At 59.0% G+C, this 21,254-nt stretch carries 11 protein-coding genes; all 11 read right to left on the minus strand.

Translation table 11 applies throughout. The annotated features are described in order from the left end of the window. Window positions 1-9 precede the first annotated feature (9 nt). Window positions 10-1,062: an adenosine deaminase gene (locus RY113_RS10870; RefSeq protein WP_315914548.1), complete on the minus strand. Its 1,053-nt coding sequence runs from the start codon at window positions 1,060-1,062 to the stop codon at window positions 10-12. Window positions 1,063-1,120: 58 nt separating this feature from the next. Further along, window positions 1,121-2,251: a type I restriction enzyme HsdR N-terminal domain-containing protein gene (locus RY113_RS10875; RefSeq protein ID WP_315914549.1), complete on the minus strand. Its 1,131-nt coding sequence runs from the start codon at window positions 2,249-2,251 to the stop codon at window positions 1,121-1,123. A 111-nt stretch (window positions 2,252-2,362) separates the two neighbouring features. Continuing rightward, window positions 2,363-3,310: a hypothetical protein gene (locus tag RY113_RS10880; RefSeq protein ID WP_315914550.1), complete on the minus strand. Its 948-nt coding sequence runs from the start codon at window positions 3,308-3,310 to the stop codon at window positions 2,363-2,365. A 56-nt stretch (window positions 3,311-3,366) separates the two neighbouring features. Beyond that, complete coding sequence (locus tag RY113_RS10885; RefSeq protein WP_211315105.1) at window positions 3,367-4,434, minus strand: hypothetical protein; 1,068 nt, start codon at window positions 4,432-4,434, stop codon at window positions 3,367-3,369. Between the two features lie 92 nt (window positions 4,435-4,526). Next, window positions 4,527-5,585, minus strand: coding sequence for a hypothetical protein (locus RY113_RS10890; protein ID WP_315914551.1), 1,059 nt, complete (start codon window positions 5,583-5,585; stop codon window positions 4,527-4,529). After that, window positions 5,585-8,383, minus strand: coding sequence for a hypothetical protein (locus RY113_RS10895; protein WP_315914552.1), 2,799 nt, complete (start codon window positions 8,381-8,383; stop codon window positions 5,585-5,587). The genes RY113_RS10890 and RY113_RS10895 overlap by 1 nt, the downstream gene beginning before the upstream one ends. Next, a complete protein-coding gene (locus tag RY113_RS10900; protein ID WP_315914553.1) occupies window positions 8,373-10,931 on the minus strand; it encodes a hypothetical protein in 2,559 nt (852 codons plus the stop codon). Before RY113_RS10900 ends, RY113_RS10895 begins: the two co-directional genes overlap by 11 nt. 86 nt (window positions 10,932-11,017) lie before the next feature. Continuing rightward, complete coding sequence (locus tag RY113_RS10905; RefSeq protein WP_315914554.1) at window positions 11,018-13,696, minus strand: hypothetical protein; 2,679 nt, start codon at window positions 13,694-13,696, stop codon at window positions 11,018-11,020. Window position 13,697: 1 nt separating this feature from the next. Then, entirely contained in the window at window positions 13,698-17,225 is a 3,528-nt protein-coding gene (locus RY113_RS10910) for a tubulin-like doman-containing protein (RefSeq protein WP_315914555.1), read from the minus strand. Between the two features lie 62 nt (window positions 17,226-17,287). After that, complete coding sequence (locus RY113_RS10915) at window positions 17,288-20,119, minus strand: VWA domain-containing protein (RefSeq protein ID WP_315914556.1); 2,832 nt, start codon at window positions 20,117-20,119, stop codon at window positions 17,288-17,290. Further along, on the minus strand, window positions 20,120-20,644 hold the full coding sequence (locus tag RY113_RS10920; protein ID WP_146213017.1) for a hypothetical protein: 525 nt from the start codon (window positions 20,642-20,644) through the stop codon (window positions 20,120-20,122). Between the last annotated feature and the right edge of the window lie 610 nt (window positions 20,645-21,254).

Raw genomic sequence — 21,254 nt, forward strand, 5'->3', positions numbered from 1 at the left:
GGCCAGCAACTAGCCCTGAGCTGCCCGCCAGGCCGCGAGTTCGGCCAGCAACTCGGCCTTGCGTGCAACCGATGCGAAGGAGGAACGGATGGAGTTGCCCGCCAGAAGCTCCACGGTTGCCACATCCCAGCCGAACTCGGCAGCCAGTGCTTCAAAGTTGGCGCTCACATAGCCGCCAAAATAGGCGGGGTCATCGGAATTGACGCAGACATTGAGCCCTGCTGAAATCATTTGCGGCAGGGGGTGCGCAGCCAAGGTGTCCACCGCCCGCAGGCGCACATTCGAGAGCGGACAAACTGTCAGGGGGGTTTGCTCCCGAACCAGCCGCTTGACCAGGATCCTGTCCTCAACAGCCCTGATGCCGTGGTCAATGCGTTCCACACCCAGCAAGTTCAAGGCGTCCTCAACGTAGCTGGGTGGGCCTTCCTCCCCCGCGTGCGCCGCGAGCCGCAGCCCCGCCTCGGCGGCCCGCTTGTACAACCGGATGAACTTCGACGGCGGATTGCCCACCTCTGCGGAGTCCAGCCCAATGCCGATGATTGGCGCCTTCATGGCCAGCAGTTCTTCCAACACCTCCAGCGCTGAGCCTTCGGATTCATCACGCAGGAAAGCAGCAATGAGTTCGGTGGAAATACCAAAGTCAGCCACGCTGGTAGCGAGCGCAGCCGCTATGCCGTTGACCGCCGTGGCCAATTTCACGCCCCGCGCCACATGGGCCTGCGGGTCAAACATGATTTCCGCGTGGCGTACCCCGCACTCTTTGGCCCGGCGCAAATACGCGCGAGTCATATCGGTAAAATCATCCGCCGCTACCAGCACTGCCATATTGGCGTAATAAAGATCCAAGAAGGATTGCAGATCGGTGAACTGGTACTGCTCACGCAGCAGCTCAAGCGTGGGGAAGGGCAACGCGATGCCATTGCGGGCCGCCAGTTCCAGGATCAATTCCGGTTCCAGCGTGCCCTCAATGTGCAGGTGCAGCTCAGCCTTGGGCAGGGCCGTCAGGGCCCCCGCGTCAACGTGGTTAACAGAGTCATCGCGTTCAGCAGAGGCGTCAGTCATGGTGCCAGTCTACGTGGGAGCGGCCATTGAGCCGCGGTGTGACTAGGCCCCCTCGTGGCTAGGCCTTAAACAGCTTTGCCAGCAGTTTTGGATCCACAATTTCAGTGCGAATCACTTCGCTGAGAGCCTCTGCCGTGGTGGCGATGCCCGTTCTGCGGCGTACTTCCTTGCGCAACTCATCCAGCATGGCCTCGGATAGGATCAACTCCAACAGCGCGCCAGGTTCGGTGGCTGCCCTGTGCCGCCACATCTCATCAATGCGCCGGCGCTTCAGGGCTTCCTTGTGCAACAGGAACATCAATTCTGTTTTCTCAGCCAGCGGTGCCGGCCCTAAAAGATCAACCTCAAACACCAGATCAACCACCACGGGCAACCCGCCGGTGAGGTGGTAGGTCTGCCACACGGCCCCGTTGGTCAGCACCATCCACTCCACACCTTCATTGACCGCGTACATGAGTACTTGGCGCAGGTGGCGTTCGTTGAGTTTCTGGCTGATCCGTTTGACCTCGATGAAGGCCACCATCTGCTTGTCGATCCGCACACCGTAGTCGGCAAAGTCCTGCTTGACCATGTATTCGGTGGTGAGGTCCTTGAACTTGTCATAGTCCAGCCCCTCACACAGCATGTCCGTCACCACCATGCGGGTATCTCCCTCGTTGGCATCCCGGGCCTTGAGCGCCTCAAGCGGCTTGACGTAGCGCTTAATGGCCTCGTGCACTTGTTCAATCGCCGCAAGTTCCCATTTGGGGGTGCGGGATACTGGCACCGCTTTGGGCTCTGCCGCCTGCGCCTCTGCCGGGACCGGGACAGAAACGCAGTCAAGAGAGGGGGCAAGCGATACTTCCACCTGCACTTCTTCTATCTGTACTGCTTCTACTGTCACCTCCACCTGGACGATGGCGGCCACCTCCGGTTCGCTTCCTGCCGGGACGAGAAGCTCTTCCGGCAGATGCAGGTAGGGGTCACCTACGCCAAAGGCTGCCTGTTTGAGCATCCAACTGATGGTGGGCTCCCAGGCCTGAACAATGTGAGCCCCGGCACCGTCTACTGCGACAACTTTGGTGTGGGCAATAAGTTCCAAGTCTGCATAATCTGGCACTTGACGCCCGGCGCGGGTTAGCTCAGCAGCCCACCTGATTAAGATATTGAGCCGGTTTTGGCCCTTGGCATCCAATGAAATTTTCTCCATACGTCCGTACTCCTTGCGTCTGTGCATTGAAGTTGCTGTTTTTTATCCACTGCCCGGCCCCGTTGGGCGCTTCCTTGGATAGTGCTGCAGCATCCGGGCCAGGGTGCCCGTTTACTGTTCCCAATAATTCCTTTGGCCGTTGTAAGGCTGCGGCATGTTGGTATATGGCCCCGGCGCTCCAAAACCCTGGGATTGAACGGGGTCAATTTTAATAAGATGCGCTGCTGGTGCCGCACACGCTCGGGTCCTCTCGGACGCCCTGTTGATCATGGCAAAGGACCACACCACGGCACCAAAACCGAAGGTGAGGGCCAACCACCACCCGGGCCCCACGCTGAAGGAGAGATCGGGGATGGCTTGGCCCAGATCAACCGTGGACAGGTCCACAGTGGAACTGTCCAAGCCCAACCATGCCGGGTCAACGCCGTCGGGAAGTCGCACCTCCCCCGCCACATTTTCCAGGTTCAGCAACTTCGTCACGTCCCCCACCGTATATTTGAGCGCACCCACCGAACTGGCAAGGGAGACAGCCGGGGCTTGGAGTGCAATGGCCACGACGGAGAGGAACATCCACCAGCAGCCAAACCAGCCCATCAGCACGGCCCCCGTACGTGTGGGACGCCTTACCCCGAGCGCAGCCGCACCCACAACAACCACGAGGGAAATCACCAAGACGGCCCCAATGACTGTGCCCCAGGCGCCAATGCTCAGCGCGGGTATCCCCGCAATTCGCATCTTGAACCAGCCCAGAAACATGGACAACAGCAACACTGCCGCCAGGATACCCAGTGCTGTCAAGAAAACTCTTCCTGCACGGGAGCGAATCCACCACAGTTCCCCGGGAAGGGGCGCCATCTTTTTGTGACTGGCCAAAGCCACAATGGCCAAGATCAGCAAACCGAGCACGGGTATCAAGGCGCCAACAAGGATTCCTACCCACACCGGGATACTGCCCAGAGAAGCCAGCGCATACCCGGCCAGTCCGCCAAAAACCAGACTGGCCAGGGCAGCAATCATGGCGGACTGCATGAGGAAATTCAACCAAATGTTCAGATCCATGACCGTTCCACCTTTGATAATGTTGCCCGTATCCGCTGGCCTAGCCGGGCGAACTTCTAGAGGACACCCGTAGCGCTCAGAACCCATTTCGCCGGGTCCAGGCACCTAAACGGGGCTATCCCCCGGGCGTGCACGGATTTCCCATTGGGTGATTCGCCGAGGGCTGAGACCGCGAAGAAGCGGTAGTTCAACGGCCGTCCGTTATTTGGATTCTCCAAACTCATAACAAGGTTCTTGGCCTCAAGTTTGTGCAACAGGCTGCGCACTTCCTCGTGCAGAAGGTCCCCATCCTGCTGGTTGTAGGCAGCACTTTGCAGACTTGGGTCTCGCAGAAAAGCAGCCCCTGAGTTGGACATGATTGACTGCCATGCAACATCATCCACATTGCGCATTTCCTGGAGCGCATCAAACTTGGACAGGATCACCGCCAAATGTGGTGTTGCGGAACCCAGCATGCGCAGCAGATTTCCCAAGACCATCTGCGGGTCCCCTCCGAGAAGGAGCTGCGCGGGGATGAGGTCCTGCAATTTGAGCCGAATATCGGGGACGGCCAGCGGATCAAACATGAAGAACAAAGCATCGGCATTAGCCAGGAAAGAGAGCGGACGCAGGTTTTCTGGAGGGTTCTCCATGTCCTCACCCGCAACGTCGCGAATGGAGAGGAAACGGCGCACCCCATTGACCATGCCAAGGCTCAAAATCACCGGGTCGCGGGTGTACGAATCCGCCTGCAGATTGCTGGGGGTGGGGTTCATGAGGCCGCGCTCCTTGAAGAGTGGCTTCTCATAAATTTCCGTGTACTTCTCCCGTGAACGGTTGTCTGCAAAGTCAACCGAGCAATTGAGCAGGCTCATCAAGTACTTCAGTTCTTTGACCAAAACAGCCAAATAAAGTGACTTCCCGGTTGCCCGGGCGCCACTCATGGCAATGCACGTAGCCCGCCCCACACGCCAATCAATAGGCAGCACGTAGTGACAGCGCGGGCATGCATCCTGTGCCGGTTCGTTGCAGCCACCGCACGCGGCGGTATCTGCCGGGCGCCAGTTTTTACCGGCATCAGCGGGTGGTGGCTGATATATTTTGGGACCATTTTTGACTTCGAAACCCATGAATCCGCTAGCCACTTCGTCAGTCTCTGTGGGGCATAGCCCTGTAGTACAGACCCAGAACGCCTGCTGATCCGTAATCTCCTGAAAACAACTAGGACATTTAGTGCTCATCGGTTCACCTTCCCTGACAAATCCGAGCCTGCAGGGAAACATGCCTGCAGTAGTGATGCGACCACTGCAGATAGTGCACGGGGGTCCCGCAGCAGCCTGTCACTGACCGATTCGCCTTGGATAGGCGCTTCTATGAGTGTGTTGGGAGCATGCGAGCCGCCCAAAAGCTGCCACGCTGCCGGATCACCAACTGCCACTATGTGGCGGATTTCCTCCCCGGACCCATACCGTGGCAGCTCTTCGGCATCCGCAGGCAGCCCATCAGTGAGCAGATACACCAGCTGCTGTGCGGGGAGCCCGTAGTGACTATCAAGGCGGCTCGTTGAACGGAAACCGCTGGATGGAATCCGGTTCTTGAAGTGTTCGTTGATAAGCGCTGGCAGTTGCGCCAGGTCAGCAGGTGGCAGCAGGTGGAACGACTCGTCAACAATTGCCGCGTTGACGTCCCGGCCGTTTGATACAACTTGGGAAATCCCGGCAATCACCTGAGCCACGGTAGCGATAGTCCCTTCTTGAACCAGATCCACGGTGGATCCTGAGCCATCCACAGCAACCACCATGTTCACGGACAGGGCTGGCTCCACCCATTGCAGTCCCAGAATTTCCCTCGTGGCCACTCGCGCTGCGTTGCCAAGCGCGCCTAAATCAGCGTCTGCCTGATTGTGTGCTGCCCGAACGCTCAAGGCCCCTTCGCCAGGAGAAATAAAGATCAGGTCCTTGCGATCCAGCCCGGAAACGTCAACGGGGGCCAACACAACCCGTTGTGGATCCGCGGTCACCTTGTCTTCCACAACAATGGACAGGTGGGCGATTGTGGGGGCCGGGAACCGTTCCATCCCAACCGGCAGTAGCGAGACCATGGTGGCACCAGCCACTTGCGGCAGGATCACCATACTTTCCGCACTGGGTGGACGCATCACGTTCTGTACGGCCCGGGAGTCTTGGGAGATCTCCAACCAGCCTTGGACGCCGGGGCCTTCAAGGCGAAGGATGAACCTCAGGGGGCGCACATTGAGCTTTACCTCAGCTGCGCCCTCCAACATGTAAGTGGGCATTATCGATCCTTCCACAACGCCGATTTGATGGACTTAATAGACTCACGGAAGGCTGGGCGGTCCTGTTCTGCCGCCATCCTTCCAGATTCGGTACACAACTGATGCCACCAAACGGAGAACATCTTTTCGCGTTTCTGGAACGCCTTCTCCCGTTGGCGATCCGATTCCGTTTCCGGCAATCCCTCGCGGATGACTTCCAGGGTTGCGGCAGCGGCGCCATCAAGATCGTACAGTGGCATGGTCGCCAGGACCTTGCGCAGCGGAACTTCCAGAACAGGAACGTAGCTTCCATTCAGAGGCACCCGGATACCGCCCAGGTAGCGCCCCTCCAGGCCAGCGCCCACTGGAAAGCCGGGCTGAATGTACAAGGCGATCCTGCCCAGATGCTCGGCGTCGGCAATACTGAGACAGCTCGTTTCCACACACCTGCCAAGCGCGTTGGCAATTCCGGGATCCGCCATCCTCCCGAGACTTCTCAGTTGTTGTTTCAGGGCGTGCGGCCACGGCCCAAATGGCTTGTCCGAACCCAGAACTATGACCGTTGCAACCACCAGAAGTGCGCTAACGCTTCCTGGCCCCAGCATCCGGCCCAAGCCTGTCAGAGCGTTGTCCAGTGTCCGCACGAACATCACGGCCTTCTCATAAACCACATCAGGACTGCCTTGCACCCAGGAGTGGGCCAGACCGGCCACTCCCGGAGCCTGGTCTTCGCTGGCCCGGCGCAGGTTGGCCAATTCAGCTTCCAACGGCGTGATGTCTTGAACCCCCCGCATACTCACTAGCTTGCACAGTTCCGCAAGGCCTTGGGACCACGGCTCTTCCAACAGAACGCTGTAAAACAATTCTCCGGGCAGTTCCTTGGGGCACCGTTTTTCAACGAGCCACAGCTCTTCACCATTCCACGCAGTGGCCTGGTTAAAGAGAAGCTGCGGCAATAGCTCTGGTTCTTGCGTTCCGGAAAAGGTTTCCATCAGCCCTACGGCCGCAACGACTCGCGCCCTATCAACGGCCCCCTGCCCGTTGACGCAACGCCACAGCGCCACCTCAACAATCATGGGATCGAGCTTCATGCCATTGCGGCTCAGCTCTTGCGGGACCACTGCCTGGGGCACACCGGGGAATAACCAATCCCGAAACACTGCAGGCATCCGGTTCCCAGGCAGGGATTGTTCAAATCGTCCTGTGCGTGCCACACCGTCCAAGAACCTCCGGGCCACATCGCCACTGCGCAAAGGGCCGTTCATCTCGGCTAATGCTTGTGCCTCATCATCAAAGTCAATGACAGCACCGATCACCCGTTCAATGATCTCTTCCGTGGCATCAGCAAGTTCAGTGTCAGCCCTTGCTGATAAATCAATCAGCTGGCATGAAGCAACAAAGTCCAGCACACCCGGAGCCGTCAACACGGATTGACGGCTGCTCTGTTCGGCCAGCCTGGTGCGAAGCCCAAGGATGGTTGACCGGGCCAGAGCCTTCAGGCTCGCAGTGTTAACCTCCACCCGGTAGTCCTCCGGCAACGGCACACTGCCGGGGAGTTCCAGCCAGTCAACATCGTTTAAGGCCCGTTCAAGATAAGTCTGCACCAGTGTTTCTCGGACCAGCTCGGATGTCTCACCCCTAAAGAGCTCATTCCACGCATCCTGCGCATGAACACTGCCGGATGCGCTGATGGCCGCCAGTGTCTGAGCCAAAAGTTCGCCGTCATTGCGCAGGGAGGGCGGCGAGGACATCTTCAACACAACAACAGCCTCGGCAGCCGCATCCGCAAAAATATGCGGTTGCCGCACAGCCGTCAATGCCAGTGGCCAGCTGGGGTCGGCCCCGGTCTCTCCCAACCGCGCACTGACGTGGTCCAATTCCGCCATGACTTCCTGTGTTGTTTCACGCGAGGCAACAGCGTCTTGAGCCAATGTTCCCCAATATGTTGCAGAAATGGTGGATCCGGCCGCCGTGGTGTGCGGGTGACCTCCCACGTCCCCCATATTTGGGGTTTCCGCCTCATCAAGAATCACAATGCCTGAGAGCTCACCCAACAACGGCGCATCTTCACGCGGTACACAAGCAAGATGGACACCACGGGCAAAGACTGTCTCCAGCGAAGCCGCACGTTCAAAGAGTGAAAAGTTAAGCTGCCGGGCAAAGTGGGGAGAACACAGGAAGCTCACTGCGGCCGTCCACAAGGCGGCGTTGTTCGTCGAGTCTGCAACCAGTACGACGCCGGGTCCCCCACGCATTGCCCCACTCACAGCATCAAGGAGAACAGCAAGCACTCCGGCCCGCCACACATTTTGGGCGAAGAGGAAGTCCAAGACGCTAGAGGCCCCCAGCCCAGGGGCGAAAGCTCCTGCCGAAAACACGGGGAGTTTTGCGCCATTGACCTGCTCAGCACCGTATGGCCGCAGTAACTCGGGCGAATTCCACCATTGGATGGGCCGGATTCCTGGGCTGGCATTTTCGGGGTTTCTGTCCACCAGGACATGGCTGAAAACGTTTCCCGGCCGTCCGGACGTATCCGCACCGGCCATGACGGCGTGCCAGTAGCGGCCTTGGCCGGATTCGTCGCGAACATGGGTAAAACGCCTGGGCATGGCTGCAATCTCTGCACTCCCAGGGAAATCATTGGGCGCTACCACTGGGTCGAATTGGGTTACTATCCTGGACTGCAGGGCAGCAAATTCCTGATCGAGTAGGCCACCGCTACGCTCCTTCAACTGCCACCCTCCCCGTGTCCCATGGCCCAGATCGAAGGAGGCATAGCTAAGCTGACCCCATCGCGGCAACGAAGTCTCAGCGTCCACCGAGCAGCCCCCACGCTGAATTGCCCCGGGACAACAATGAGAGCTCGTTGACGCCAGGATCCAGTACGGCCATCATCTTAAGCCCCTCCAGCGCCACTGCCGGGAATAGCCGAACATATCCTGTCCCCGGGCGAACTTCGGCATCCCACGTTGCCTGGTCAGTCTTCCAAACATCGGCAGGGTCTGATGGCGCCCTGTTTTCGGGTTGGAACACACGGGCCGCCGGAGCAGCTCCGTCCATGTCACGCATCATATTCAGGTGCAGCCCATCCGCCGCAGTCAGAGGCAGCCGCTCAGGATGATAGACGAGTACGAATCCCGGCAACTGTGCGTTCGGCATGCGGGATTGCACCGCCACCGTCAACCCGGTGATCTTGCCTGTGAATCGGTTCTTTCGCTGCGCCACGTTATAAGAAACACGCAGCAGCCAGGGGTAGTTGATGGTGGTGACAGTACCGCTGACCCTCGACCCGGCTTCATAGCTGACGGGAACCAAGTGCAGGTCGCAGCCTACCGCCGGCAGCAGAGTAGAGAAGTAGAGGCCGCCGCGCTGGTTATATCCCGAATGGGAAATCTCTTGCGGCTGGCCGGTCAACGCAGCTTCAGCACCTTGACCGGGAGCCCCGCTGTAAACCATCACAGCATCGGCACCGTCTGGCCATTCAAACGTCAGGATCTGACTGTCCACACGTTCCACAACCTTGGCATTGCGGATTCTGGTGGGCCGGGTGCTCACCGTGCTGGCGCCCACATGTGCGCGGCCCTCAAGAACTGTCACTGGTGTGAAGTACGTTCTGGTCCATTCCACCGGCCAGGGGACATTGAGCATGGAGGCCGTGCCATCCAAAGGCTCTATGGGGTGGGCCAACCGGAATTCAGGGCGCAGGCCACCCTGTTCCAAAGTAGCTTCTTCGATGGCTTTTAGCTCAATGCCGGCAGCCGGCCGGGTGGCGGTACGGTAAATGTCCACGCGGCCCCCGGGCGGAATGCTCCAGTTCAAGTCAACGAGGACGGTCTCATTATCGTCGTCGGCTTTGACCGTTGCGGCAAGATCATCAACGGGCAACAGGACAGAGGATACGTTCATATGGACCACGGCGGGTGCCGATAGCCGATTGACGTTATGGACCGCAGCTTCCGTATACACCTTGTAGATGTAGCTGACACCGCGCTCGGCCTCGGCATCGACAAAACCGCCCAGGTTGGTCCCACCAGCTAAGATCCGGTAGGCGGGGTCACTGCCAGCAAATGCTGCCACTGCGGCAGGAATACGGAAGATCTGAACTTTTTCAGTTCCGGGAAGCGCCGTCCATTGTCCAATGATCCTGCCGCTGTCTTCACGGATGTCCACCACAGGAACTTCACCCACCACATCCAGCATTGCGTGCAGAACGGGCTGGGAGTTTAACGCGTCAGTTTGGTCCCGACCGGAGTTGCACCAGACCTGAACATGGCGAACAGCAGTGCGGAATGCTCGAGGATCCAAGGCAGCCGCGTCTGTGGAGATGGCAATGACGTCAGCTTGGTCTGGGTTGTAAGGCACCATCCCATCGCCGGAAATAATGCGGTAAATCTTAAAGTCACCAGGGTCGGAGTTGGGGTCCCACGCGTAACGGCGGGACCCATCCTGGGTTCGCGTCAATTTGATCTCGCCCGGTGTTGTTTCTGCTGACATGAAGTCATAGGCAGCAAACATGCTCACCTCCAGCACCCCAGAAGCCGCTTGACCCGGCGCGCTGGCAGTTGCGGCCGCAGCAACGCTGGGCTGTGCTTGCTGGGCCATGGCTGAAGTGGAAGCCTTGGCCGGGGCCTCAGAGTGCACAGAGGCCGTTCCTGTGGAGACAGCGGGCGGCACCATCGATGGTTGAGCGCTAAGCGGGTGTGGCGCAGCATCCGGCAGAGGCGGTGCGCCGGAGTGGGACATCTCAGCCGGCGGGGCCACAGCGGCCAGAAGGTTCACGATTTCCTGCGCATAATCTTGTGCAAAACCAGGCAGTTGCGCCTGGACTGCTTCCAAATCACGTTTGCTGTTGGCCACGGCTCGCAAGTTTCGATCCTTGATTTGGTTGGCAAATGGCCGTCCTTCATCCACTGCCGCCCTGCGCCAGTTCTTCAACAGTTCCTCACATCGTTCCGCGAGCGTTGGCGGTGCAGGCGCTTGGGCTGCGGGGACCGACTGTTCGGTAACTTCCACGTCTACCTCTTCCACAACATATTCCAAAGGCTGAGCTCGCACAGGCCCGGGTGCGGTGACTTCGGGCGGGGCGGAGGCCCGGACAGCTGCTGCACCTTCTGGCCGGTCGTATTCGCTGCCCAGCTGACGGTGTGGATCGGCAATGTTGAATGCCACCTGCTTCAACAACGTGCGGATGGCACCCTGCCACGCCTGCACGAGATCCACATCCACGCCGGGCGCGTCAACTCCCTTGGCAATGGCAATCGCGGCCAAATCATTCTCCGACGGGGCAAGGTACCCCCTGGCCGCAACGTCGTTGGCCCATAAGCGCAATGCACTGAGCCGCGCCTCATACTTTTGATCAATTGTCATTGCGTTCACCTTTACTGCTGTGGATTTCCGCTGCTGTCCTCCCGCTGTCAAAGGACGACGACGAAATAGTACTGTCCCGCCGTGGTCTAGAAGACGGGCCCATCCGGCACCTCGACGTTGCAAACCTCAGGTGTGGGAACACCCTGCTCGGCAGAGCTTTCCCACCATTTGGGACCGCTCGGGGCTTCCCTATAGGCCTTGAATTCGTGCGCACCGATGCCTTGGCTCAACTGAACCAGCCCGGCCCATTGGCTCATGCCGTTACGGGCATGGAATGGGACGCTGCGTTCAACGCGGCCCTTGCCTGAGTTACGTCCCAGATCGGTGAGCACCTCGCCGTCGAACTGGCTCGGCATGGCTGCATCCGCCTGGCTCATGCCCGACATGAACGCTGCCAAAGTGGACTGCACCACCGTTGCTCCACGGACCTCGTTGACAGCCGAAGTCATTCCTTCGGCAAGGTCCGAACGCGTGGTTTGCAGTTCAGCCAACACACGGTTCCAGACTTCGTGACTGGCAGCATTGTTGATCCCTTGCTCATCCAACGCCGCAATCCACAAAGGCAGCAGGGAAGTGTCGCCGTCGCCTTGCTGGCGGAACAGCACATCCGGATTGCCTGCAATCTCAAAGCCTCGCGCACCCAATTGAGCGGGCGCACCATTGATGGCAGTGGTCCAGGACTGATTCAACCAGCCGGTGGAAAATATGCCTTGGCGGAGCTGCGCTGCAGCCATGCTGATGGACTGGGTCTGGATTGCGGCACTGCCAACTTTTACGTTCAAGGGCAGGCCCTGCACGTACACGTCCTTGACAGCACCCTGCCCCTCCACCTTGCCAAAGGGTTCATGTAACACATTGCCCACTACGTGCGACCACGCCAAGAACTGGCTGTAAGTGTCCCCCAAACGCCGCAAATCACGAAGGATGTGGCGTAAGTTCCGGCGGTTGATCTCATCCTGTTCCAGCATGACGCTACGGGCGTTGAGCAGCCTGAACAGTTCACGTTGCCCTCGCATGAAGACAATTAGTGCCGTGATCAACCAAAGGATGACAATGCCGCCAATAATGGCCGCAGCAACGCCTCCCTCGATCGTGGCGGTGAGTAGCAAAACAACTGTAACGATGACTGCAACCACGGCAATGCCCAGGATGATCTTCATCCAGGTGGCCAGTTTCTTCTGTGCCTGCAGAACAGGGGCCAGGCTGTCCGCAGCATCGCCGGCCTGGCGAATCCTTTGAAGGACCACCTGCAATTCGCTCGTGGTGGAGATCAGAAATTGTGCTATCCGGTTTCCTACGTGAACGGCGTAACTATCGGCAAAGTATTGTTTCCAGCCGCGCATTGCATTCAGTGCGGTACTTGCTGGAACGCCAAGATTGGGGTCTGCACTGGCCGTCTGCAGCCGCTGTTCGGTGTTGTAAATTCCCATCACATCGTATGGCGGCACCGGACTCAATGACATGGAAGCATTCAGATGGGCGGGAACATTGGAGAAGCTGTCAGCAGCCCGTGGAACGGCAGAATGCGGGCTGCGCAGGACCCCACGCTCGGTACCGATCTGGACAGGCGGCAGTGACGGTACCCGCTCTCCTGCATCCGCCAGCGTCAACGCGCCAGCGGCATAGTCTTGCCAGAGAGAGGACAGATCCGCATGGATCTCGTGTTCACGCGGCATGCCAGCATTTTCCAGCACTTTATCCAGTCCAATGGCTGCCTCACGGACATCCAGCCACGAGGCAGGCATGCCATCCGGGGCAATGCCATCAACAACTACCGTGTACTGGGCCGGGGCGGAACCGAACACAACCGAATGAACGGTGGCTGCGGCTTGAGACTTGATGCGCACAGCCATGCTGTTGACCCAGTTGCGCGGCGCATTTTTCAGAGCAGCCCAAATAAAGCCAAACATCATTTTCAGCGCCGTCCAGGCGCCTATCGGTTTGGCTGTAGAGACCACCTGCTGTTCCCTCGGACCTTGGAGCACATGCGCGTGTTTGGTCCACAACTGCTCGGCCATGGTCCGTGAGGCCAGTGCAACATCTTCAATGTAGATAGCTGAGGATCCCATTCGAGCTGGTAGCGGGAGCCGCTCCCCAACGTTTGTTACCTGGGAACGCAGTTCCTGCTCTACGGCTGTGGCATCCAAATTGCGGTAGAAGGAGCGCACCAGACGGGCATTACTTCCTGGCAATGGCATTTCATGGTCCAGCACCGAACCTTCCATGCCGTGCCACATCCCCAGGATTCCAGCGCACCCCACAGCAGCATGCCGGCCAAGGTCAAAGGGATCGGTGGTGGAGTACAGCAGACTGTGCCCCTGGTTCACACCGGAAGATTCTTCCGGCGCAAACACCACGTTGTGCCAACCCTCCTGGGCAAATTCCTGGACCGTCTCTACATCCTGGATCCGCGCCGTGACGGCCCTGACCCGAGTCACTGGCCTGCCGCCGAAAGATGACTCAAGGAACAGCGCAATCCGCTGCCCAATGTCTGCCGGAACCTGCAAGGCACCCTCGGCGGCATTAACCAGCACGGCTACCCGGATGCGGTCGTAGTTGCCCGCTGCGGCGGCCATGGACTGCAAGCTCACAGCCCGCTGGTTTCCACCGATGACTTCAATGCCTTTGATGCCGGTGGGAGTGACCATGTCCTGTTCCACCCAAATAAAGCCGTCCACCAGCCTAAGCCCTGACCAGTCAGTGAGGACCTCTCGCAGACCGGCCAACTGCCCCTTTGCGGCAACAAGAACATTCAAGGCTGCCATGCTAGAACGCCCCCAAATCAGGTAGGCCCATGCTATCCGGACCGGATTCGGGCCCGGACAATGCCCTCTTGTAGGCTATTTCCAAATGTTCCAGCAAACCACCCAGACTTGCGAAAATATCTGGGGCAATATCACGGAACAGGGGCGTTGATGCCGCCGTCTTACGGTTCTGAATCTTCGAGAATGATCCACCACCGGGCGCTCCGAGATATTCGGGTTCCATGAAATGAACCCCTGCTAGGTCGCGAATGGACGTGAGCCACTTGGCAGTGTTCTCGTACCGTTCTTCCATGGTGCTGTTCGCGGTCAGTTCCGGCACCCGGCCGGCCATGCCCGACTTCGTCTGGCCCCGCGCGATCCACTGGGCCAGATCGTCAACTGCCGAGATTTCAAACAGGCCGGACGCCGGCTCCTCTATGCTGCCGTCATAGATACTCCGCAGCAAGTTGTAGGGCCGCATGGAGGAGAGTACCGGGGTTTGGTGCGTGTTCGCTACGGCTAGCAGGTACGATTCCAGAACTGCCGGGAGCCAATCATAAGACTTGGCCAGGAACTGTGAGGGCGGTGTAAGGAGCGGGTTGGGGAATTGGGACCAGCGCTTGTTTTCCTCGTCCCAGACTTCCACGGCTGAGGTGTAGGGCGGTTCGGGCAGGCGCAGCCTGCCGGTGATTTGGGCAACGAACCAGCCTGATACGAGGGCCTGCCGTTCTTCATCGCCCATGGGCAAGGATGCGGCCAGTGGGCGTGAGCGGCGCTGGCTCCAGAAGCTCTTGCGTTCAGGCAATGATGTTCCCGCCCATTGCTGGGCAACGGGGGCCAGAACCGAATCAAAGACCAGCGGCGAGTAGTTGCGGTACGAGCCGAAGATATCGATCCGCTGGACCTTGTCCTCGCTTGTCATGGCTTGGGCCAGGATGGCCGCTGTTTCCTCCGCGATGTCATCATTCTCAGCAATTTTTGAGAATAATGCGGCGGATACCTCATCCAATTCACCGAAGGGCACGGAGGAGAACTTGAAACGGTATTTCACATCGTCAGTGTGGAGTTGTTGCACTACTTCACGGTTCACGCTGATCAGCGGCACTGCACGGTTGAGAGTCTCGTTGAACTTGGCGATCACATCGCGCTGACGCTCAGGGATTTCCGAGGGCCGCGCGTCAGTTCCCCTCACGTACTCGCGCAGTGAAAGTGAGCAGAATTTGTCGAAGGATTCGTTCTTGCGAGCCACGAACTTACGGGCCCGGTCCAGTAGTTCCGCGGGAGCAACATGCACATGGAACGATGCCCGAGACGGTGTTAGGGGCTTGGCCGTCAAGGGGTCACGGTTGAACTCTGCAGGCTGCCAGGACGTGAGCTGCTCCATCAAACCGCCCGGGGCTAGATCTCCGCCGGCCACAGGCCAAAGGCCCCTGATAGATTGGCCCACAGCAAGCCACTGGCCCTCCTTGAAGCCGCGCTGACCGGCGCCTGCCGAACCTGCCTCCACAATGTCATTCTCATATTGTGTGGAGAACGTCTTGGATTCGGTGATCAGGATTTCGTTATCTGCCACATCGAAGCGGGCAGGCACCGAAAGGTTGTCATCGCTGGGCCAGGCAGAGTACTGGTTCGTGGCAACGTTGGCGAGCCCCACTGCGGTGGGACGTGCTGCTTGGGCTTGATCCAGGATGGTCAAGGATTCGCTCAGCGCCTCGCGCATGGGCCCCACAACCTCGCTGGCAAAGGCGGACAACACGGTGGACATCGTTTTGCCTACCTGCAGTTGGAGCAGATTCGATGTCTGCCCGCGCAGCATGTCTACGAGTCGGTCAATGACTGCCTGCCCGTTTGCAATGACCTTCATCATGGCAATCTCGGTTTCAAACTGTTGCGGGATGGCTGCCACCGGCGGCACACCGTAAGCGGCCATGGTCTCCAGCGTGCCCAGGAGTTGCTCCTTGATGAGTGCTTCAATACGGTCCACCACGATCCGGGCGTAGGGCAACCCGAACTGGCTGATTGAATCTTCCACCACTGTGGTGAAACGGGCCAGCAGGTGATCCTTGTAGCCGTAGCCCCAGTGGTAGGCGGCTTCGACAGCCACATTGGTCAGCGCGGGTTTGCGCTCGTGCAGTCGTTGACGCAGGCCGCCCAGCCACTGACTAGCCGGGACACCTCCCGCCTGCGGAATGTAGGGCACAATCTGCTCGTCCGTAATGGAGTTAGAGATCCGGGCGGCGTCTTCACGGGTGAATGCGGATGCGCTGAACCAAGCTTGCACATCGTTTTGGTTGATGACGACGCCGCTGGGAACCGGCAGTTCCATGGCGCGGCAAATGTTGCTCCACTGACTATCCGCCAGGGCATTGACCTGATCAATGGATGACGCCGTACTGCCAGGCTGCATGTGTCCGAGCCGAAGCCTGTCAACAGCTGTACGAGCCAGACGCTGTGCCGCATACTCACTGTAACGATCACGGCCCATACTCAAACTGGCAAAGCCAAAGGCGCCCCAGGCCAGGTTCTCCGAGCTGGCGCCCCACCCGAAGGTGTCACGCAATGCAGGCTTGTCGGTGGAGTTATTAGTGAGGTCGTAAGCGATGAAGTCGCCTGAAGCCTTCCCGCTGAGCATCAAGGCGGCAAGGCCGCGGCCTAGGCCGCGATACAGCGTATTTTGGCTACCATCACCAAACATGGTCCGGGAAACGCCAGCAAAGCGGCCCACCGGGAAGACACGGGCAAAGGGTAGCCCGGGTTGTAGACCGTTCTTCTGGCCCAATGCGGACAAGGTTGCCGTGTCATGTCCGGCAGCGGCTGTTGTCTGTGCGGCAACAATCTCACCCAACATGGCCAACGCATTGGCACGTACCCCTCCACGGGCTGCCGGCGGAAGACCGTCGAAGGCATCCGCCGCCACCATGAAGACACCAATCATCGAGGGCGTGACGCCGGGAACCAGCGAGAGGAGTCTGCAAACGTCAAGTGCCATGGAGGCGCCGGCACCGCCTGCCATGGAGGAAACCACTAGGACCATGGGTGGATCGGCTTGATGGAAGTCGCCCATTCCGGGAACGTTCAGGGAAGCCATTTCGGTGTTCGTCTCAACGAGATTTAGTCGCTGGAAGGCGCGTTCTAGACCGCTGCGGACCTCATTGGTTTTGCTCAGCGTAATCATGCGGCCAACAGCACGCATCTGCCCCGCACCGCTGTGGATCGGTGTGTGGATCCGTTCTGGCTCCCGCGGTGCCCATGTGCCAATTTCGCCAAGCGCGGAGGCCTGGTTGAGTGTTTGGCTCAAGGCGTTATCCAAAATGGAGTAGCTGCCGCTGGCGGGGCCGGTGCCAATATAATCTCCACCTTGCTGGAAGACAGTCCCAATACCGGCAATATCAGTGTCAGGTGCTGTTGGGACATCAACGTGAACAAATTGCCAGCCTGCAGGAATTGAATCAACTCCGTGTGCTGCTAGCTCGGACTTGAGCTGGTCCATCATGAATGCCAGGGTCGATCCGCCGGATCCGCCACAACCCACTACTAGGAATTTGCGCATTATTGGTCTGCCTGTCCTGAAACTAGAGTGAAAAAATGCTGAAGAAGGTGAGTCTGCAGGCGCTAGGCACCAGGTGGTCCCCAAGGGTTGTACGGTCCAGCAGGCGGTGTTTCCTCAGGTCCGGGAACCCGCCCCGGAGGCGTCCCCCAACTCTGGTCTTGGCCAAAGCCCTGCTGCTGGGCAGGCCCTGATGCAAAGCCCTGCCCAAAACCCTGCTGCTGGTTGGCATCTTGGCCGAAACCCTGGCCTGTGTTCTGGCTAAATCCCCCGAAGCCACCATCACCGCCGGCTCCGGCGAGTGCCGGCTCCAAAACGGGTTCGGTGGCAGCTTCGTTGAGCCTGCCAAGCATTTCGGGCAAACGGCGCTTGATGTCATCTTCCAGGGTCTGCCTGCGCGCAGCTGAAATATCACCATTGGCCAGAAGTAGTACGTAGCCAGCCTGGGGATCGGTGCCCCTGTCACGCAGTAACACCCAGTGGTTGTGGATGGCCAGGGGCAGGCGCGCCTGCGTGCCCGTGCTGTCAGCACCAGGGTAGGCGGAGGAAATACCCACCCGGTTAGGGGATTCAACGCTCACGTAGCCGGTCCCCAAGGGTGAGAGGCCTGTCCGGGCCTTGAAGTCGACACCGAAAATACTGAGGGAGCGGGTTCCGCCCGGTTCCATGGGGACTAGCTGGACGAGGTCAGTGGGGCGCAACGCAAACGGCCCGCCATCACGTTCAAGCTGCCCGTAGGCCACGGTGATGGGGATCAGCTCTGCAGAAAGCGAGCTGCCGGGGATCTTGGCCACCAGCCACTTGGCTCCATAGAGCAGTAGTAGTGGGATGCCTGGTCCCAGGATCAGTGCCACTACTAGGGCGAGAATGAAGTTGGTGGTGTTCAGCGGCTTGGCCAGACTTGCGGTAAAGGCCACCTCAACGGCCATAGCCTTTGCCGGCTCACCATCGGGGGCGATCATCATGGTGATGGTCCCGTTGATGGAGCCGTTGCCCGCATGTTCGGCCTTGAATGTCAGGGGCAGGTCCGCACCGGAGGTGATGCTGATGCAGCTTTCCGCGGACTTGGCCTCACCCAGGGTGATGGCCGAGCCACCGATATCCGACGGCGATGCAACTACTTTCAGTTCCTGCCCGTCCGGGAGCCAGACACAACCCGAACCAGAAGCGGCCAGTTTGGCGTTCAAGTTGGGCACGCCCTCGGCCTGGCCGAAGTCCACCCTGGAGCCCAGCACAGGGAAGTCAGCTGGTGGAGTCAGGGTGACGGGGACGGAAACCATGGCCGGCTCCAACACGGTGCCGGGGACGTCCTTGCCCTTGAACGTGGTGGGGGCTGTGGTCAGTGTCAGGGATAGGCGCATCTGCGCCGGGCCCACGGGAAGATCCTTCAAATCCATGGAGGCAGCTGTGCCCAATGAATTTTTGTCCAATTCCCTGACAATCACGGTGCCCTTGCCTTGGGAATCGACCAGCGTTGCAGTCAATTGCGCGGTACCCAGCAGCGAAGTGGCGTCAACGGCATCGCCGTTTTGATCAACGAGCCCAAATTGTGCGTTCGGGACGGTGTCCCCGACGTGCAGGGGTGTCTCGTCCGGATTCAGCCAAACAGGTAGGAGATTTCCCGAGATGTGAACACTTGACTTGGACACCTTGTCTTTGGATGTTCCCGCAGGATCGGTGAACCCCAACTGCCACAGCCCACTCCAGCCCTTTCCGGAGGAACCGGACTTCATCGACACTGTCAGCGTCTTCTCTGACAGCCATGTGTAAAGAATGGTGTTCTGGCCATCAGCAAGCTTGGTTTCCTTGTTCAGTTCGCCACGCGGCAACTGGATTTGTTTGCCATCAGGGTTCACCATGGACGCCGTGATGCCATCAGCGTCGGCTGTGGCTAGCACGCGGACCTGAGGTGTGGTGGCATCAAGGACAAAGCGATGCGCCTGGTCTTCGCAGAAATCGATCTGGCAGATGCCGCTTGTCTGAACCAGGGGGCTGCGCCCTGGTGAGCTGATGCCGTCGAAGGCCATGAGTAGGCTGTCGATCCCGCTGGCCAGATGGAATTCACCGGGAATCGGGGTGGTCAACTTGCCGCACTCGGTCCCGCCTTTACCGGCAGTTCCGGTGGCAACGGACTTCATGAAATTAAACTCAGCCTCTTCCGGGGTTGCCCCGCCAAGGCCAATGCCGAACATGGCCACCTTGGATGAACGTAGCTGATCGGCTAACCCGCCGGCGCGGCAGATGTCCTCGGCCGCGAGCTTGCCGGCCTCGATGGTGTTTTTCCGGGTGGTCAGCTCTAAGTCAGGTGCGAAGGATTTGTTGCTTCCGAAGGCTTTCTTTGCAGCGTCGGTGGTGCGGGGTTCAAAGTTCAGTCCGCCGTCGGTGAACCAGACCACGGCCTGGCAACTCGGGGCATCACCCCTGGTAGCGGCCTTCGCAGCCAGGTCCCGGCGCGCGCCGTCCAATGCTGTCCAATAGTCGGTTTCCATGCCCTTGGTCATGGACTTCAGCGACGCAATGCTTCCTTGCAGATCCGGAAGGGTGGCCGGGGTCAGGGCAGTCCAATCCTTGACGTTGCGGTACTCGTTGGCAAAAACACTGATGGAAACATTGAGCGTACTTTCGGCACCGTCAGTGAATCCTGCCAATTGCTTAACAAGGTACTCTGCCGCCGTGACACGGGCATTTGCCGGGTCACGGTCACCCAGGCTGGCCGATTCGTCTACCAAAAGCAGCATGTCAGTGGCCCCACCACCAGCAATGCAGGCGCGAAAGTCATCAACCATGGTCACGGGACGGACCGGGGACTCGTCAGCGGCTTGTGCCGGGGCTGCCAACACGCCCGCTACTGGCAGGGCCAGAGCCGTGGCAGCTAAAAGGGAAAGTATGCGCTTCATTTAGATTCGTCCCACCCAATCAGCGATCTTCAAGGCGCTGATCACAACGGCGATCAGACTAAGCACAATGGCCCCGCGGTAGAGCCACGAGACAAATCCGCTGGAGGAATACAACGCGGCTGTGCGTGCTCGCGTGTCTTGGATGGAAAAAACCGCTACCAAAGCGATCGCAATGGGGCCTGCCAGGATCCAGGCGCCAATGGCGAATGCTGCGGTGCTGCCAAGCAGGAGTGCCACGAGCATGGCGATGATGCTGGCGGCAACTGCCGCGTACAGCCAAACAACAGGTGCGTTGGTGGGACGCAGGGGTGCGGAGCCGCCGTCGTAGTGACCGCCGCCAACCGCCATGCCAGTACCGAAGCCGGCAGGAGTAGACCCGCCGTAGACATTTCGGTCAGCACCATCAGCACCAACAGCACCGAATGGATTGGCGCTACCCGAAGCACCCGCGGGTGAGGGCGCATTGCCCGGGGCACTAGCGCCACCAAACTGGCCAAAATCGAATGGCCTTCCGTTGTCAGACATGGTGCTGCTCCCCCGCATATTGGACGATCCGTGGTGAAAGCAAAATTCCCGCGCGCACGCACGCACAGTTACTTAACTTTGAGACCGCCATCACTGTGGTAATAGTAGGCATTTGACCACTCTCCGGACAAATGTCTACCGCTATAAGTCCCGGGAGACTTTCAAGAGGTGCTATACCGGGTTTTTGTGACGCCGGAACTTTAATGCCACGCAAAGCCGGCTGAAAGGGCCGTGCCCTGATCAGATCCGCCTTGCTCATGCCCCTGCCTTGTCCATGCACACCATTCATTTGCCGAGAGAAACCCCAAGAATCCTCAAAGAACTCGTGGAACTTCAGTGAGGAAGGTAGGAACCTTTGAGCTGATTGCCCACACTAGGGCGGGGGTGAGACATTCTTGGCCCTCAAGGCCGCATCTATGCCGTCCGCAACGCCCAAGCTGCCACCTGCGAACGTTCCAGAGAATCCCGTATGCACAACACGAAACGCAAAATGTCAGTGGGGAAGGGCACAATGTTTGTCACTAGTTTCGGTGACATGATGGAACGTTTTAGCGTTGCCAACCATTAGGAATATGTAGCGTGAATGGAGATAATTGAGTTTGCACGATCC

It is taken from the genome of Arthrobacter sp. lap29 (genome assembly GCF_032458965.1).
In the GTDB taxonomy this organism is placed as follows: Bacteria; Actinomycetota; Actinomycetes; order Actinomycetales; family Micrococcaceae; genus Specibacter; species Specibacter psychrochitiniphilus.